Genomic DNA, 16432 nt, shown 5'->3' on the forward strand with positions numbered 1-16432 from the left:
CATGAGCCAGCACCTCCCGCTCGTCGGAGCGGGCCAGCCGGGTGCCGAGCTGACCGCCGGGCAGGACGGCGCGACGATCCGTCGCACCGTCCTGCCCGGCGGTGTCCGTGTGCTCACCGAGGAGATGCCGGGCCTGCGCTCGGCGACGGTGGGTGCGTGGGTCGGCGTCGGTTCCCGTGACGAGACAGACGGCCACCACGGCTCCACCCACTTCCTGGAGCACCTGCTCTTCAAGGGCACGCACCGGCGCAGCGCCCTCGACATCGCCGAGGCGTTCGACGCCGTCGGCGGCGAGGCCAACGCCGCCACGGGCAAGGAGCACACCTGCTACTACGCCCGGGTGCTCGACGACGACCTGCCGATGGCGGTCGACGTCATCACCGACATGGTCACCTCCGCGCGCCTGGACGCCGACGAGCTGGAGACCGAGCGCGGGGTGATCCTCGAGGAGCTCGCCATGACGGAGGACGACCCGGCCGAGGTCGTCCACGAGCGGTTCGCCGAGGTGGTGCTCGGGTCGCACGCGCTGGGCCGTCCCATCGGCGGCACGGCCGACACGATCCGTGCGGTGCCCCGCGAGGCCGTGTGGGACCACTACACCTGGCACTACCGCCCGGAGACTCTGGTGGTCGCCGCGGCGGGCGGCGTCGACCACGACCGTCTGGTCGCGCAGGTCGGCGAGGCGCTGGTCGCCGGCGGCTGGGACCTGGACGTCGCGGGCGTGCCCCGCGCGCGTCGCGGCTCGGCCCCGGAGACGGCGGGCGTGCCCATGCAGGGCGTCGAGCTGACCGTGCACCGCCAGGTCGAGCAGGCGAACGTCGTCGTGGGCTCCACGGGGCTGTCGGCGACGGACGAGCGGCGCTTCGCGCTGACCGTCCTCAGCGCGGTGCTCGGCGGCGGCATGTCGTCGCGCCTGTTCCAGGAGATCCGCGAGAAGCGGGGCCTGGCGTACTCGACGTACTCGTTCGCGCAGGGTCACGGCGGTCTCGGGCTGTTCGGGCTGTACGCGGGCTGCGCGCCGGGCAAGGTCGACGAGGTCACCACGATGATGGTCGACGAGCTCGAGCGCATGGCGGACTCCGGCATCACGGCCGCGGAGCTCGAGCGGTCCGTCGGCCAGCTGTCGGGCGGCCTGGTGCTGGGCCTGGAGGACTCCGGCTCCCGCATGAGCCGGCTCGGCAAGTCCGAGCTGGTGCACGGCGAGCTCATGACCGTGGCTGAGTCCCTCGACCGCATCCGCGCCGTCACCGCCGAGGACGTGCGCGAGCTGGCCGCCGACCTCGCGTCGCGGCCGCGCAGCATCGTCAAGGTCGGTCCGTTCGAGTCCCGGGGAGAGCAGTGAGCAGCATCGCGGTGGCCGTCGTCGGGGCGGCGGGTCGCATGGGCACGCAGGCGTGCGCCGCCGTCGAGGCGGCCGACGGGCTGGAGCTCGTCGCGCGGATCACGTCGGGCGACGACGTCGGCGCCCGGGTGCGGGAGTCCGGCGCTCAGGTCGCCGTGGACCTCACGGTCCCGTCGGTGACCGAGGCGAACGTGCACGCGATCCTCGACGCGGGCGCGCACGCCGTCGTCGGGACGACCGGGTGGGACGACGCCTCACGCGGTCGGGTCACCGAGCACCTGGAGCGTCTCAACGCCGGCCGTACGGACGGTCTCGGGGTGCTCATCGCCCCGAACTTCGGGCTGTCGGCGGTGCTGGCGATGACGTTCGCGGCGAAGGCGGCGCGGTACTTCGAGTCCGCCGAGGTCGTGGAGCTGCACCACCCGGACAAGGTCGACGCGCCGTCGGGCACCGCCCGGCACACGGCCGCGGCCATCGCCGCCGCGCGGACGGAGGCGGGCCTCGGCACGTCCCCGGACGCCACGCAGACCGGCTGGGAGGCGCGCGGCGCGGACGTCGACGGCGTGCGCGTGCACGCCGTGCGGCTGCGCGGCCTGGTCGCGCACGAGGAGATCCTCTTCGGCAACGCGGGCGAGCAGCTGACGATCCGGCAGGACTCGTTCGACCGGGCGTCGTTCATGCCCGGCGTGCTGCTCGCGGTGCGCGAGGTCGGTTCGCGCCCGGGCCTGACGGTCGGGCTCGAGCACGTCCTGGACCTGTCGTGACGGACGCTCGGCGACGGCCGCCCCGCGGGCTGGTCGGGGCGGTCACCGTCACCGTCCTGCTCGCGATCTACGTGTGGGCGATCGGCGGGCGCGGGGCGGCGATGATCGCCTCGGGCGAGCCGGTGCTCGTCGCGATCGGGCTGGCCGTGCTGGTCATCCCGCTGCTCGTGGTGGGCCTGGTCGCGCGCGAGTTCGTCCTGGCGGCCCGCGTGCAGCGCATGGCGGACGAGCTCGCCGCGGCCGGCGAGCTGCCGGTCGACGACCTGCCCCGCTCGCCCGGTGGCCGGATCGACCGTGCCGCCGCGGACGAGGCGTTCGCCCCGGCGCGCCAGGCCGTCGAGGCCGACCCGGGGAGCTGGCGCGCCTGGTACCACCTGGCGTTCGCCTACGACGCGGCGGGCGACCGTCGGCGGGCCCGGGCCGCGCTGCGGCGCGCCTCGGCGCTGTTCCGCGCCTGAGGCGCCACGACTCCCGGACGACGCCGCGCCGTGCGACGCCCTCCCGAGGCCGGTCCCGACGGGGCCGGCCTCAGTGCGTGGTGCCTCCGGGCGGGGTGAGCTGCGCCCAGCAGTACAGGGAGTGGCGCACGTCCGCGGCACGCCACGCGAGCTCGCCCAGCGCGACGAGGGCGGTGGCGAGGCGCTGCGCGGCCGGTTCGTCGAACGCGCGCCCGGACGCCCAGCGACGCGCGGCCTCGGCGAGCTCGTGCGGGGAGGCCGCGGCGAGCCGGCCGGAGAGGTCGGCGGACACGGTGACGACGAACGGGCCGTCGTCCTGGCCGCTCACCAGGTTCCCGTGGCGCGGGTCGGCCGTGACCTCGCCGTACGGGCGGCGGCACACGACCTCGGCGAGGGAGCCGAGCATGACGAACGGCTCGACGGACGGCATGCGCACGGTGTCGAAGAGCGGTTCGCCGGACCCGCGGGCGGGCGTCGACGGTCCGAGCTCGGCGTGGACGACGGTGGCGGCCAGCGCGTCGGTCGGCGCGGCGAAGTAGTCGGTGACGATCGTGGTCGTGTGCCGGCGCTCCTGCCGCACCGCATGGCCGTGGCCCATGCCCTCAGGGTCGCAGGTGCGTGCTTCCGGGGCGTGACCGTGTCGTTACCATCGGCGAACGGGTCAGCCCGCCTCGGCGGGGAACGCGTCGCGCGCGAGCAGCACGACGACGAGCGCGACGCCGACGACCGCGGCGCCCACGAGGGCGAGCACGGCAGGTCCGGCCGCGCCGATCACCTGGGACCCGACGGCCGCTCCCGCCCCGATCCCGAAGTTCGCGGTGGCGTTGACGACGGACCCGGCGACGTCGGCGCCCGCACCGCGGGTCCGCAGCGCCGCCGCCTGGAAGGTGGCGGGCAGCGCGCCGAACGCGGCCAGCCACAGGCAGCAGGCCACGAGCACGGGCAGGGCGGCGGGCAGCGCCGCGGCGACGGCGAGCAGGGAGCCGACGACGACGCCCAGGGTGACGAGCGTCAGGGTGCGGGGACGCCGGTCGAGGAACCGTCCCGCGGCCCACAGGCCGACGAGCCCGGTCGCGCCGAACACGAGCAGCACGGGGCCGACGAGTCCCTCGGTGAGCCCCGTGGCCAGGAGCAGCAGGGCGACGTAGGTGTAGACGGTGTACTGCCCGGCGAACACGGCGGTGTTGGTCGCGGCGACGGCCACGAGCCGGGAGGTGCCGGCGCGTCGTTCGTGGGTCGTCCCCGCCGTGGCGGGGGGCACCGTGACGGCGGGCAGGAGGCGCGCCACGAGCAGCGCGGTGACCAGGCAGACGGCGGCCAGCACGGCGAACGACCAGCGCCAGCCCACGGCCGCGCCGAGCGAGGTGCCGAGCGGTACGCCGAGGACGAAGCCGAGCGTGCCGCCCCCGGTGACGAGCGTGAGCGCCCGCCCCGTGTGCAGGGGGCCGACGAGCCGCGCTGCGTACGCGATCGACACCGAGAAGAACACCGCGTGCCCGATCCCGCCGAGCGTGCGTCCCGCCGCGACGACCGCGAACGTCGGGGCGAGCGCGACGACGACGTTGCTCGCCACGTACACCCCGAGGGTGGTCAGGAGCAGGCCCTTGCGGGGCAGGCGCCGGGTGGCGAGGGTCAGCGGGAGCGCGAGGGCCGCCACGACGAACGCGTACACGGTGACGAGCAGCCCCGCGGTCTCCTCGGCGACGTCGACGCCGCGGGCGAGCTGGGGCAGCAGGCCGACGGGGAGCACCTCGGTGGTGATGGCGACGAAGTTCGCGACGGCGAGGACGGTGATCCCGGCGGCGGCGTCCCGGACGGTCCGGTGGTCGGGCGGGTGGGCTCGGGCACCGGGACATCCTCGCACCCGGGGCGGTCGCCCGCCGACGCACGCGGGGCCGTCCCGGGGGCCCGCCCTCTCGCGCTGCGCCCCCGGTGCGGGCTGCCTAGCATGGCCGCAGGTCAGCCACCCCTGAAGGAGGACGGCATGCGCGAGGACGACCCGGCGGACGTGACGGTCGAGCAGGTGCGCAACCCGTTCCGGCGGGTGTGGTGGCTGCCGGTGGTGCGCGGCGTGTGCTTCGTCGTGCTCGGGCTGCTGCTCATGATCGAGCCGCTCGGGGAGCTGGAGGTGCTGCGGCTGCTGCTGGGCGCGTTCCTCGTGCTCGACGCCGTGCTCGTGTGCGTGCAGTGGCTGGTGCACCGCCACCAGGTCGGGTCGGCGTGGTGGCTGGCGCAGGCCGGGGTGGACGTCGTCTTCGGCGTCGTCGTCGCGTTCTGGCCGGACCTCGGACCGACGTCGCTCTACTACGTGCTGGCGAGCTGGGCGATCGTCGCCGGGGTGACGGCCGTCGTCGGCGGGGCCGCGCTGGTCCGCAACCGGGACCTGGGCTGGCCGTGGATGGTGACGTTCGGGCTGACGGCCGCGCTGTTCGGGGTGCTGCTGGTGACGCGTCCGCTCGACTCCCTGGACGTGCTGCGGCTCGTGACGATCGTCTTCGCGCTGCTCGCGTTCGTCGCCGGGGCGATCCACCTGGTGTCGGGCTTCGCGGTGCGGTCCGTCGCCCGGGAGCTCCAGGGGTTGCGCGAGGAGGCCGGCAAGGCGGGGGTGGTCGTCACCGGCGGCTCGGTGCTCGGGTCGGCCGACCCGCGGTTCGCACCCGCGGCGGCGACAGGACCGGCGGCGCCCGCACCTGCGGAACCGGAGCAGGTCGTCCCTGCGACGGGAGAGCCGCCCGCGGCGGCCGCGAGGCCGCAGGCGCCCGGCGCGGTGGCCGGGGCCGACGTGGCCGACCGGGGCGGCGACCCCGCCGAGCGGCGCGACGACCCGGGCGACGGCCGCCCGGTCCCCTGAGGTCCACGAGGGGAGGGGTGACGCCGGACGGTCAGACGGCCGCCGACCACCGGCGCTCGACGACGTCGCGCACGCCGGTGGCGAGGGCCCGCTCGGTGCCGTCCGGCCCCAGGCCCGACTCGCCGAGGAAGCGCTCGCGGGCGACGTCACCGTCCAGCACCCACGTCACGACGTCCTGCGCGCCGTCGGTGCGCAGCCGGTCCACGGCCGCGGCGAGCAGGCGCGAGCCGTGACCCGACCGTCGTGCGCCCGGGTCGACCTCGAGGGCGAGGAGCTGGCCGGGGCCGACGGCGGCGAACCCGACGACGCGCGGTCCGTCGAGGGCGACCAGCACGGCGAAGCCCGGCCCGGGCGGCGCGACGATGGCGTCGCGCCAGCGGTCGCGCATGACGTCGACGTCGAGGAGGTCCGTCGCGCCGCCGAGCACCTCGGCGTGGGTCGCCCGCCAGGCGTCGACCTGGACCCGGGTGACGGCGTCCTCGTCGCCGGGGACGGCGGGCCGGACGGAGACGTCTGCGGTCTCGCGGAACAGTGCCATGGCCCCACCCTAGGGGCAGCGGGTCATCCCTCGGCGCGGGCGTCGCGGTCGGCGGCGGGGGCCGGTGCGGTCGAGGTCGCGGGCGGCCGGACCTGCCCGGCCAGCGCCAGGGAGAGGACGGCGGCGCCGCAGATGGTGAGCAGCGCGGTGCGCACGCCCACGCCGTCGGCGAGGAGGCCGAGCAGGGGCGGCGCGGCGAGCATCGCGACCGTGGAGAACGAGGAGGCGACCGCGACCCGGGCGGCGGCGTGCACCGGCTCGTCCGAGGCGGCGGAGATCGCGATGGGGTTGGCGAGCGCGGCGCCGCACCCCCACGCCACGATGCCGACCCAGGCCAGGGGCAGGCTCGGCGCCAGGCCGAACGCCAGCAGGCCCACCAGCGCCGAGACCCCGGAGACCCGCAGCACGGTGACGCGGCCGAACCGGTCGATGAGGCCCGTGCCGAGGAACCGCACGACCGTCATCGCGCCGACGAACGTGCCGTACGCGACGGCCCCCACGGACTCCCGCGCGGCGAACCCGTCGACGACCGCGAGGGCCATCCAGGTGCCGGCCGACCCCTCGGACAGCGAGGCCGCGAGCAGGACGAGACCGATGAGGAGGGTGCGGGGCTCCCGCCACGCCCCGAGCGCGCCCCGGGCCCCGGCGCCGCGGCGGCCGTCCGCCCCGGCGCGGGGCGCACGCTCCGGGGCCAGCGCGGTGGACGGCCCGATGAGCAGCGCCCGGGCCAGGGTGACCGCACCGGTCACGACGGCGAGTTGCACGGCGACGGGGGAGCCCGTCCAGGCGAAGCCGGCCGCGAGCAGCGCACCCACCGCCGCGCCGATGGAGAACGCCGCGTGGAAGTGCGGCAGCACGGCCCGCCCGATCGCGCGTTCCACGGCCGCGGCGTTGATGTTGATCGGCACGTTCGTGAGCGCCCCGCACATGCCGTTGAGGCACGCACCGAGCGCGAACAGGGCCACCTCGCCGGTCGTGGTCGCGGCGGCGACCAGGCCGAACCCGAGCACGTTGCCCACCGTCGCGACGACGAGGGTGGTGCGGCTGCCGAGGCGCGCCACGACGGCGCCCGTCACCATGACGGCCGCCAGGGTGCCCGCACCGCCGACCACCAGCAGGCCGCCCAGCTCGGCCGCGGAGAGCCCGAGGTCGGCGCGGATCGAGGGGAGCCGGCTCATCCAGGACGTGCCGAGGACGCCGAACACCGCGAACTGCGCCATGAGCGTCCACCGGGCGCGGGACACCACGGCGGGTCAGCCCCAGCCGAGGGCGCGCAGGCCCGCGGCCGTGGCCGCCGCGAGGACGACGACGACCAGGAACGGCGCGCGCAGCGCGAGCGCCACCGCCGCCACCGCGAGGGCGGGCACGCGGGCGTCCACCACGACCGCCCGGCCGTCGGCGAACGTCTGCACCACCACGAGGGAGACGAGCAGCGCGACGGTGACGAGCGTCGAGGTGCGCTGCACGCGCTCGGTGGCGAGCCAGTGCTGCGGCACGAGGTGCCCGGCGAGCTTGAGCCCGAACGCGGCCAGGGACGACGCGAGCACGCAGACCCACAGGACGGTGGGTGTCATCGGGCACCTCCGGTGGCGCGGGTGCCGGACGTGCCGGGCCCGCTGGTGACGAGCCCGACGACGACGGCGGCGGCGGCCGCCGCCAGGACGGGCACCCCGGCAGGGGCGACGGGCACGAGGGCGAGGGAGACGGCCGCGGCGAGCGCCGCGACCCCCTGGGCGAGGCGCCCGGACAGGCGGGGCCACACCAGGGCCAGGAACGCGGCGGCCGCAGCGGCGTCGAGCCCCCAGGCGCGCGGGTCGCCGAGGGCGTCCCCGGCCAGGGCCCCGACCAGCGTGAAGACGTTCCACAGCACGAAGACGCCGATCCCCGTCACCCAGAACCCGGTGCGCACGGCGGCGGGGTCGCGCTGGGCGACGGCGACGGCGGTCGACTCGTCGATGGTGAGCTGGGCGGCGGCGACGCGCCGCCACCCGCGCACGTCGAGCAGCGGCGCGACGACGGCGCCGTAGAGGGTGTTGCGGGCGCCCAGCAGGGTGGAGGTCGCGATCGCGGCGACGGGGGAGCCCCCCGCGGCGACGACGCCCACGACGGCGAACTGCGAGCCGCCGGAGAACAGCAGGAGGCTGAGCGCGGCGGTCTGCGCGACCGACAGGCCGGCCACGACGGCCAGCGCGCCGAACGAGACGCCGTACAGCCCGGTGGCGACGGCGACCGACAGGCCCTGGCGCGCGGCGGCGTCGGTCGCGGGGGAGCGGGGCGGGGTCACGCGCCCCAGGAAACCACGGCGACGCCGGGGCCCGGGAATCCGTCCGCGGCGGGCGCTCTGCCGGGCGGCGCCCACGGTCGGCGGGCGTCCTCGCGCGCCACGGCCGACCTGCTCGTCGCGACCTCCGGGGGAGCGTCGTGACGGTACGGTTGTCCCATGACGCTGCCCCTGACCCCCGCGCGCCCTTTCGGCGCCGTCCTCACCGCGATGGTCACGCCGATGGCGGACACCGGGAAGGTCGACCTCGACGCCGCGGCGCGGCTCGCGGTGCGGCTCGTGGACGAGGGCAACGACGGGCTCGTGCTGTCCGGCACGACGGGGGAGGCCCCGGCGACGCACGCGCCGGAGAAGGCGGACCTCGTGCGGGCCGTCGTCGAGGCCGTCGGCGACCGTGCCGCCGTCCTGACGGGGGCGGGCTCGAACGACACCGCGCACGCGGTCCGGATGGCCGAGCAGGCCGCGGAGGCGGGCGCGGACGGCCTGCTCGTCGTGTCGCCCTACTACTCGCGGCCGACCCAGGAGGGCCTCTACCGGCACTTCGCGGCCGTCGCCGACGCCACCGACCTGCCCGTCATGCTGTACGACGTCCCGGCGCGCGCCGGCGTGCGCATCGGCGCCGACACCTACCACCGGATCGCCGCGCACCCGCGGGTCGTGGCGACCAAGGACGCGACCGGCGACGTCGCGGCCGCCGCCGGGCTGCGGGAGTCCACCGGGCTCGCCTGGTACTCCGGCGACGACGGCCTGCTGCTGCCGTTCCTCGCGCACGGCGCCACCGGCATCGTGTCGGTCAGCGCACACGTCGTGGCGCGGGCCTTCGCCGAGGTCGTCCGCCTGTTCGACGCCGGCGACCACGCGGCCGCGCTGCGCGCCTTCACCCCGACGCTGCCCGTCATCGCCGCCCTCAACGGCACCGGTGCGCAGGCCGTCATGACCAAGGCGGCGCTCCACGTCCTCGGCGCGCTGCCCAACCGTGAGCTGCGGCTGCCCAACGTGGCCGCCTCCGACGACGACGCGGCGCTCGTGCGCGCCGCCCTCATCGCCGCCGGCGTACCAGGCGCCGGCACCACGCCCTGACAACACCACCAGGCCAGGAGGCCCAGTGAGCCACCCTCACCCCGAACTCTCCCTCCCCCCCGAGCTGCCGAGCGGCGGTCTGCGGATCGTCGCCCTCGGCGGCCTCGGCGAGGTCGGCCGCAACATGGCCGTCCTCGAGCACGAGGGCCGTCTGCTGATCATCGACTGCGGCGTCCTCTTCCCCGAGGACCACCAGCCCGGCGTCGACCTGATCCTGCCGGACTTCGAGTACATCGCCGACCGTCTCGACGACATCGACGGCATCGTGCTCACCCACGGCCACGAGGACCACATCGGCGCCGTGCCGTACCTGCTGCGGCTGCGCCGTGACATCCCGCTGTATGGCTCCCAGCTGACCCTCGCGTTCGTCGACGCCAAGCTCAAGGAGCACCGCATCCGCCCCGTGCTGCGGGTCGTCAAGGAGGGCGACACCGCGCAGGTCGGCGCGTTCTCCTGCGAGTTCGTCGCGGTCAACCACTCCATCCCGGACGCCCTCGCCGTCGCCGTCACCACGGCCGCCGGCACGGTGCTGCACACCGGCGACTTCAAGATGGACCAGCTGCCGCTCGACGGCCGCGTCACCGACCTGCGGGCGTTCGCCCGCCTCGGCGAGCAGGGCGTCGACCTGTTCATGGTCGACTCCACCAACGCCGAGGTCCCGGGCTTCGTCACGAACGAGGTCGAGATCGGCCCCGTCCTGGACAACGTGTTCGCCCAGGCCGAGAAGCGCATCGTCGTCGCGTCGTTCTCGTCGCACGTGCACCGCGTCCAGCAGGTCCTCAACGCCGCCCACGCCCACGGCCGCAAGGTCGCCCTGGCCGGCCGGTCCATGATCCGCAACATGGGCATCGCCGCCGAGCTCGGCTACCTCGACGTGCCCCCGGGCGTCCTCGTCGACATGAAGAAGGCCGACCAGATCCCCGACCACGAGCTCGTGTACATGTGCACCGGCTCCCAGGGCGAGCCCATGGCCGCGCTGAGCCGGATGGCGAACGGCGACCACAAGGTCAAGATCGGCCACGGCGACACCGTCATCCTCGCCAGCTCCCTCATCCCGGGCAACGAGAACTCGGTGTTCCGCGTCATCAACGGGCTCACCCGCCTCGGCGCGCGCGTCGTGCACTCCGGCAACGCGAAGGTGCACGTCTCCGGCCACGCCAGCGCCGGCGAGCTGCTCTACTGCTACAACATCCTCAAGCCGAAGAACGTCATGCCGGTGCACGGCGAGGTCCGCCACCTCGTGGCCAACGCGGCGCTCGCGGTGAAGACCGGTGTCCCTGCCGACCGCGTCGTGCTCGCCGAGGACGGTGTCGTCGTCGACCTCGTGGACGGCAAGGCGTCCGTCGTCGGGGCCGTGCCGTGCGGCTACGTGTACGTCGACGGCTCGTCGGTCGGCGAGGTCACCGAGAACGAGCTCAAGGACCGGCGCACGCTCGGCGAGGAGGGCTTCGTGTCCGTCTTCGCCGTGGTGTCGACCGCCACGGGCAAGGTCCTGGCCGGCCCGCAGATCCTCGCGCGCGGCATGGCCGAGGACGCCGCGGTGTTCGACGAGATCCAGCCGGAGGTCGTGCGAGCCCTGGAGGACGCCGTCGCCGCCGGCGCCACGGACACCTACCAACTCCAGCAGGTCATGCGCCGCGTCATCGGGCAGTGGGTCAACCGCCGCCTGCGGCGCCGCCCGATGATCGTCCCGGTGGTCGTCGAGGCCTGAGGCCGGGCGTCTGCACCGCGCGTCCCGCAGGGGCCGCACCTGTTCGTCGGGTGCGGCCCCTGCGGCGTCCCGTGCCGGGTCACGGGCCGGGCCGGGCCGCGGTGGTCAGGGCGGGGGAGCGACGGTCGCGAGGAGCGCCGGGCCGACCGCCCCGGTGGCCGCGGCGAAGCGGGCCGCGCGCTCGTCCTCGGTGCCGGGCAGCTGCCCGGCGAGCTCGAGCGTCACGAGGCCGTGGACGAGGCCCCACAGCGCGACCGCGACGGTCTCGGCGGCGTCGGCGTCGGACGGACGCGGCGTCGGCGCGCCGTCGGGGGCGCCCGCGGCGAGGAGCCGGGAGACCGCGTCGCGCAGGACGACGAACGTGGGCTGCTCGACGGCCGGGGGGGCGGACCGGCCGGGGCGGACGCCGCGGTCGAACAGGACGCGGTAGTAGTGCGGGTCGGCGAGCGCGCTGCGACGGTAGGCCTCACCGAGCGCGCGCAGGTCGGCGGCGGGGTCGTCGGTGCGCGCGACGGCGGCGAGGTGCGCGGCGAAGCGGCGGAACCCCTCGGTGCTGACGGCGGCGAGCAGGTCCTCGCGGGACCCGAAGAGCGTGTAGACGGCCGAGGGGCTGGTGCCGGCCGCCGCCGCGACCGCGCGCACGGTCAGGCCCCGCTCGCCGTCGCGGGACACGGCCTCGGAGGCGAGGTCGAGCAGGCGGGTGCGCAGGGCGTCGTCGTGGAGGCGGGGCCGGGCCATGCCCCCGAGGGTAGACCCCTTGACCGGGGTTTGCGAACGTTGTTTGATAACACTGTTCGTAAACTAGGGAGGTCATCGTGATCGAGCTGTCCGACGCCGCCCGCGTCACCGCGGGGATCGTCGTCCTGACCGTCGTCGCCATCGAGTCCGGCGGCGCGTTCCTCGTCGCCGTCGTCACCGGCCGCGCACCCGCGACCGGGTTCCAGACGTCCTTCTACCGGGCCGGGCACGCCCACGCCGGCGTGCTCGTGGTCCTCGGTCTGGTCTGCCTGCTCCTCGCCGAGGCCACCGACCTCGCCGGCGCGTGGCGCTGGGTCGCCGGCACCGGGGTGCTCGTCTCGGCCGTCGTCCTGCCCGCCGGGTTCTTCCTGTCCGCGGTCGGCGCCGGCCGGGAACGGCCCAACCGTGCCGTCGTCCTGCTGCCCGTCGGCGCCGTCGTGCTCGCCGCCGGCCTCGTCACGCTCGGCGTGGGCCTGCTGACGGCGTGAGCGGGGCCACCGGGACACGCGCCCCCGGCCTGCGACCCCGGCACCGGGCACGCGGGTACCGTGAGAGCATCATGGCGACGCGCAGCCCCGCCCGGCGGACGCCCGGCACGAGCAGCCGGACCGGCACGTCGGCCCGGACCACGACGGCGCGCACCCCCGGGGTGGCGGCGCCCGCCCGACGTGCCCCGGCCCGGAGCACGTCGGCGTCGAGCGGACGCCGCAAGCCGTCGAAGGGCCGCACGCCCGCCCGCGGGCAGGCGCACCGCCCGCCCTGGCCCGTCCGGGCCATGCGCGGCGCCTGGCTCGGCGTCGCGCACGGGCTCGGCGCCGCCACCCGCACGATCACCAAGGGAGCGAGAGACCTGGAACCCGAGCACCGCCGAGACGGCGTCGCCTTCTTCCTCATCGCCCTCGCGCTCGTCGTCGCCGCGCGCGAGTGGTGGGGCATCCCCGGCGTGTTCGGCACCGCCGTCCACGCCGTCGTCGCCGGCACCTTCGGGATCGCGGGCGTCGCGCTGCCCGTCCTGCTCCTGTGGATCGGCGTGCGCATCATGCGCCACCCCGAGCGCGGCAACGCCAACTCCCGGGTCGCCATCGGCGTCAGCCTCCTGGTGATCTCCGTGTGCTCGCTCGTCGCGATCGCCGAGGACACGCCCTCGCCCCGCGACGGGTTCGCCGCGGTGCAGGACGCCGGCGGCATCATCGGCTACCTCGCCGCCACGCCCGTCGTCATCGGCGTCACCGAGTGGGTCGCCGTCCCGCTGTTCCTCCTGCTCGGGTTCTTCGGCCTGCTCGTCGTGACCGCCACCCCGGTCCACCGCATCCCGGAGCGCCTGCGTGGTCTGTACGACCGCCTCACCGGCAACCACCACCCCGAGGACGACGACACGCTCGAGCTCGCCGACGGCGTCTCCGCCCACGACGGCGAGGACCCGCCCAAGCGCCGCCGGCGCAAGCGCCCGACCAAGGCCGAGCGCGAGGCGGCCGAGCGGGAGGCGGCCGAGCTCGAGGCCTACGTGGGGGACGAGGCGTTCGAGAAGGCCGCCACCCTGGAGAAGGCCGGGTCGCCCGCCACGGGCTCCACCCGCACGGTCGACCGCGCCGCCGCGACCCAGCGGGTGCCCGCCGCCCCCGAGCCCGAGCCCGCCCCGCGGGCCGTCGTCGCGCCCGAGCCGAGCCCCGCGCCGCGCGGACGCGCCGAGCAGCCCATGCTCTCCGGCGACACCGTGTACGTGCTGCCCGACGAGAACGCGCTCGGCGAGGGCCCGCCCCACAAGACCCGGTCCGCCGCGAACGACCGCGTCGTCGAGTCGCTCGAGGAGGTCTTCGAGCAGTTCGGCGTCGACGCGAAGGTCACGGGCTTCACCCGCGGACCCACCGTGACCCGCTACGAGGTCGAGGTCGGCCCCAAGGTGAAGGTCGAGCGCATCACGTCGCTGTCGAACAACATCGCCTACGCCGTCGCCAGCGCCGACGTGCGCATCCTGTCGCCCATCCCCGGCAAGTCCGCGATCGGCATCGAGATCCCCAACTCCGACCGCGAGACCGTCGTGCTCGGCGACGTCCTGCGGTCCTCCGCGGCCCGGCGCACCGAGCACCCCATGGTCATGGGCGTCGGCAAGGACGTCGAGGGCGGGTACGTCGTGGCGAACCTCGCCAAGATGCCGCACATCCTCGTCGCCGGCGCCACCGGCGCGGGCAAGTCCAGCTTCATCAACTCGATGATCACGTCGATCCTCATGCGGTCCACGCCCGAGCAGGTCCGCCTCATCCTCGTCGACCCGAAGCGCGTCGAGCTGACCATCTACGAGGGCATCCCGCACCTCATCACCCCGATCATCACCAGCCCCAAGAAGGCCGCCGAGGCCCTGGAGTGGGTGGTGCGGGAGATGGACGCCCGCTACGACGACCTCGCCGCCTTCGGGTACAAGCACATCGACGACTTCAACGCGGCCGCCCGCTCCGGGAAGATCGTGCCGCCGCCGGGCTCCGAGCGGAAGGTCGCGCCGTACCCGTACCTGCTGGTCGTCGTGGACGAGCTCGCCGACCTCATGATGGTCGCCCCGCGCGACGTCGAGGCGTCGATCCAGCGGATCACCCAGCTCGCCCGCGCCGCCGGCATCCACCTGGTGCTCGCGACCCAGCGCCCGTCGGTCGACGTCGTCACCGGCCTCATCAAGGCCAACGTGCCGTCCCGCCTGGCGTTCGCGACGTCGTCGCTGGCGGACTCGCGCGTCGTGCTCGACCAGCCCGGCGCGGAGAAGCTCATCGGGCAGGGCGACGCCCTGTTCCTGCCCATGGGCGCGGCCAAGCCGATGCGCGTGCAGGGCGCCTGGGTCACCGAGTCCGAGGTCCACGCCGTCGTCGAGCACGTCAAGGGCCAGCTCAAGCCGACCTACCGCAAGGACGTCACCGCGCCCGCCGCGGCGAAGAAGCAGATCGACGAGGACATCGGCGACGACCTCGACCTGCTGCTCCAGGCGGCCGAGCTCGTGGTGTCCACGCAGTTCGGGTCGACGTCGATGCTCCAGCGCAAGCTGCGCGTCGGGTTCGCCAAGGCGGGACGCCTCATGGACCTGCTGGAGTCCCGTGAGATCGTCGGCCCGTCCGAGGGGTCGAAGGCGCGCGAGGTGCTCGTGCAGCCCGACGACCTCCCCGGGGCCCTCGCGATCATCCGCGGCGAGACCTCCGAGGCCTACGACCAGGACGCGGACGAGGGCGGCGACCGGTACGCCGACGGCACCGACACCGGGCGACCGCCGGTCGCCACCGACTACCACGACGGCGCCGACACCGACGCGGAGAACCCGGTGCGCTGACCGCCGGCGCGGCGGGTGGGGTCAGTCGGTGCGCCCGACGACCTCGGGCTCGGGACCGGTCGGCTCCGGCGCCTCGGTCCGCTCCGCGGCAGCGTCCCCGACGGCCGCGGCGACGCGGTCCTCGCGGGCCGCGAGCTCGCCGGCGGACAGCGTCGTGGCGGCGGCGTCGTCCAGGACGTCGGGCAGCGCGTGCACCCGGTGCCCCGCCGCGATGTCGACGGTGGAGCCGGTCCAGGTCACGTCGACCACCCGGGCCGGGCTCCCGGGTCGCTCCTGGGTGACGTCGGCGACCAGCAGCACGCCGTTGCTCGTCCGGACGTCGCAGCAGTCCGCGCTCTGGTTCGACAGGAGGTTGCCCAGCCCGTAGGCCACCCACATCCCGTCGCCGCCCGGTCCGCCCGGGACGTCGTCGATGCGCTGCGGGACGTGCGCGTGATGGCCGATCACCAGGTCCACGGCGCCCGACTCCGCGAGGGCCGCCACCACGTCGACCTGCTGGTCGGTGAGGTTCTCCGTGTACTCGACGCCCGCGTGCAGGCTGACGAGCACGAGGTCGGCCCCGTCGCGGCGGGCCCGCTCGGCCTGCGCGACGAGCCGACCGGCGTCGATGAGGGTGACCGCCCACGGCGCCTGCGACGGCATCGGCAGCCCGTTGAGGCCGTACGTCGCGGACAGGTGCGCGACGGTGAGTGTGCGCCCGGCCCGCTCGATCTCGTAGAGCTGCGGGGCCTTCTTCTCCGCGGCCGAGCGCGCGGTGCCGACGTGCCCCATCCCGGCCTCGTCGAGGGCGTCCAGCGTCGTCACGACGCCGTCGTAGCCACGGTCGACCGAGTGGTTCGACGCGGTCGAGCAGCCGTCCCAGCCCTGCTCCGCGAGCGCGGGGACCAGCCCCGCCGGGGCGCCGAACATCGGGTACCCGCTCGGGGCGGTGCCCGTCGGCGCGACCGGGACCTCCAGGTGGCACAGGGCGAGGTCGGCCCCCTCGACCCAGTCGTCGAGGCCGTCCAGCAGCCGGCCGAACTCGTCCCCGCCGCCCGCGGACCGGACGACCGGGTCGTGGGGGAGGAGGTCCCCGGCGGCCAGCACGGTGAACTCCGTGGGCGGGGCGGGCGCGGGCGGGGCGGACTTGGCGACCGCCACGTCCGGCGACGCCGTCACGGTCCCCGCCGGCGCCGGGTCCGAGGTGACGGCACGGCACGCGCCGAGCGTGCCGGCGAAGGCGACCGCGGCGACGACGGCACCCACCACCGCGCGCGGCACGGGGCGACGGTGCCGGGCGTGCGTCGGCCGGCGGGCTGCGGTCACGGGCGAAGCGTACCGCTGTCGCCCCGCGCCGTGACGCCGGGGGCCGTCGTCGCGCTG

16 protein-coding genes are annotated in these 16432 nt (G+C 75.7%); 8 read left to right on the forward strand and 8 right to left on the reverse strand.

All coding sequences use genetic code 11. The annotated features are described in order from the left end of the window. Nucleotide 1: 1 nt before the first annotated feature. Genes ATJ88_RS07230 through ATJ88_RS07240 form a run of 3 tightly spaced genes read left to right on the forward strand, consistent with a single transcriptional unit; the run spans nucleotide 2 to nucleotide 2564 of the window. Nucleotides 2-1342 carry a M16 family metallopeptidase gene (locus ATJ88_RS07230; protein WP_098463237.1) on the forward strand — a complete coding sequence of 447 codons (1341 nt, stop codon included), beginning with the start codon at nucleotides 2-4 and terminating at the stop codon, nucleotides 1340-1342. Then, complete coding sequence (gene dapB, locus ATJ88_RS07235; RefSeq protein WP_098463238.1) at nucleotides 1339-2106, forward strand: 4-hydroxy-tetrahydrodipicolinate reductase; 768 nt, start codon at nucleotides 1339-1341, stop codon at nucleotides 2104-2106. Before ATJ88_RS07230 ends, dapB begins: the two co-directional genes overlap by 4 nt. Further along, the gene (locus tag ATJ88_RS07240; RefSeq protein ID WP_098463239.1) at nucleotides 2103-2564 is read left to right on the forward strand and encodes a tetratricopeptide repeat protein; all 462 of its coding nucleotides are present in this window, start codon (nucleotides 2103-2105) and stop codon (nucleotides 2562-2564) included. The genes dapB and ATJ88_RS07240 overlap by 4 nt, the downstream gene beginning before the upstream one ends. Nucleotides 2565-2634: 70 nt before the next feature. Here the strand turns inward: ATJ88_RS07240 and ATJ88_RS07245 are convergent, their stop codons facing one another. Together ATJ88_RS07245 and ATJ88_RS07250 are read right to left on the reverse strand one after the other, a co-directional pair. Further along, nucleotides 2635-3162, reverse strand: a complete 528-nt coding sequence (locus ATJ88_RS07245; protein ID WP_098463240.1) for a hypothetical protein — start codon at nucleotides 3160-3162, stop codon at nucleotides 2635-2637. 63 nt (nucleotides 3163-3225) lie between these two features. Beyond that, a complete protein-coding gene (locus tag ATJ88_RS07250; RefSeq protein ID WP_098463241.1) occupies nucleotides 3226-4428 on the reverse strand; it encodes an MFS transporter in 1203 nt (400 codons plus the stop codon). A gap of 120 nt (nucleotides 4429-4548) precedes the next feature. On the opposite strand from ATJ88_RS07250, the gene ATJ88_RS07255 reads away from it, so the two are divergent. After that, complete coding sequence (locus ATJ88_RS07255) at nucleotides 4549-5415, forward strand: HdeD family acid-resistance protein (RefSeq protein ID WP_170023557.1); 867 nt, start codon at nucleotides 4549-4551, stop codon at nucleotides 5413-5415. A 31-nt stretch (nucleotides 5416-5446) separates the two neighbouring features. Here the strand turns inward: ATJ88_RS07255 and ATJ88_RS07260 are convergent, their stop codons facing one another. Genes ATJ88_RS07260 through ATJ88_RS07275 form a run of 4 tightly spaced genes read right to left on the reverse strand, consistent with a single transcriptional unit; the run spans nucleotide 5447 to nucleotide 8237 of the window. Next, entirely contained in the window at nucleotides 5447-5953 is a 507-nt protein-coding gene (locus tag ATJ88_RS07260) for a GNAT family N-acetyltransferase (protein ID WP_098463243.1), read from the reverse strand. Nucleotides 5954-5976: 23 nt separating this feature from the next. Continuing rightward, nucleotides 5977-7200 carry an MFS transporter gene (locus ATJ88_RS07265; RefSeq protein WP_141538626.1) on the reverse strand — a complete coding sequence of 408 codons (1224 nt, stop codon included), beginning with the start codon at nucleotides 7198-7200 and terminating at the stop codon, nucleotides 5977-5979. 6 nt (nucleotides 7201-7206) lie between these two features. Then, a complete protein-coding gene (locus ATJ88_RS07270; protein WP_098463245.1) occupies nucleotides 7207-7527 on the reverse strand; it encodes an AzlD domain-containing protein in 321 nt (106 codons plus the stop codon). After that, entirely contained in the window at nucleotides 7524-8237 is a 714-nt protein-coding gene (locus ATJ88_RS07275; protein ID WP_098463246.1) for an AzlC family ABC transporter permease, read from the reverse strand. The genes ATJ88_RS07270 and ATJ88_RS07275 overlap by 4 nt, the downstream gene beginning before the upstream one ends. A 156-nt stretch (nucleotides 8238-8393) precedes the next feature. On the opposite strand from ATJ88_RS07275, the gene dapA reads away from it, so the two are divergent. After that, nucleotides 8394-9314: a 4-hydroxy-tetrahydrodipicolinate synthase gene (dapA, locus tag ATJ88_RS07280; protein WP_098463247.1), complete on the forward strand. Its 921-nt coding sequence runs from the start codon at nucleotides 8394-8396 to the stop codon at nucleotides 9312-9314. A 25-nt stretch (nucleotides 9315-9339) separates the two neighbouring features. Continuing rightward, complete coding sequence (locus tag ATJ88_RS07285) at nucleotides 9340-11025, forward strand: ribonuclease J (RefSeq protein ID WP_098463248.1); 1686 nt, start codon at nucleotides 9340-9342, stop codon at nucleotides 11023-11025. Nucleotides 11026-11130: 105 nt separating this feature from the next. Here ATJ88_RS07285 and ATJ88_RS07290 read toward each other — a convergent pair whose 3' ends face one another. After that, nucleotides 11131-11763 carry a TetR/AcrR family transcriptional regulator gene (locus ATJ88_RS07290; protein ID WP_098463249.1) on the reverse strand — a complete coding sequence of 211 codons (633 nt, stop codon included), beginning with the start codon at nucleotides 11761-11763 and terminating at the stop codon, nucleotides 11131-11133. A gap of 77 nt (nucleotides 11764-11840) precedes the next feature. Between ATJ88_RS07290 and ATJ88_RS07295 the strand changes: the two genes are divergently transcribed. After that, nucleotides 11841-12251, forward strand: coding sequence for a hypothetical protein (locus ATJ88_RS07295; protein WP_098463250.1), 411 nt, complete (start codon nucleotides 11841-11843; stop codon nucleotides 12249-12251). Nucleotides 12252-12538: 287 nt separating this feature from the next. Then, nucleotides 12539-15070: an FtsK/SpoIIIE family DNA translocase gene (locus tag ATJ88_RS07300; RefSeq protein ID WP_211287560.1), complete on the forward strand. Its 2532-nt coding sequence runs from the start codon at nucleotides 12539-12541 to the stop codon at nucleotides 15068-15070. Nucleotides 15071-15091: 21 nt separating this feature from the next. On the opposite strand, the gene ATJ88_RS07305 is transcribed toward ATJ88_RS07300, so the two are convergent. Further along, nucleotides 15092-16375 carry a CapA family protein gene (locus ATJ88_RS07305; RefSeq protein ID WP_245852207.1) on the reverse strand — a complete coding sequence of 428 codons (1284 nt, stop codon included), beginning with the start codon at nucleotides 16373-16375 and terminating at the stop codon, nucleotides 15092-15094. Between the last annotated feature and the right edge of the window lie 57 nt (nucleotides 16376-16432).

The organism is Isoptericola jiangsuensis (assembly GCF_002563715.1).
GTDB classification, from domain to species: Bacteria; Actinomycetota; Actinomycetes; order Actinomycetales; family Cellulomonadaceae; genus Isoptericola; species Isoptericola jiangsuensis.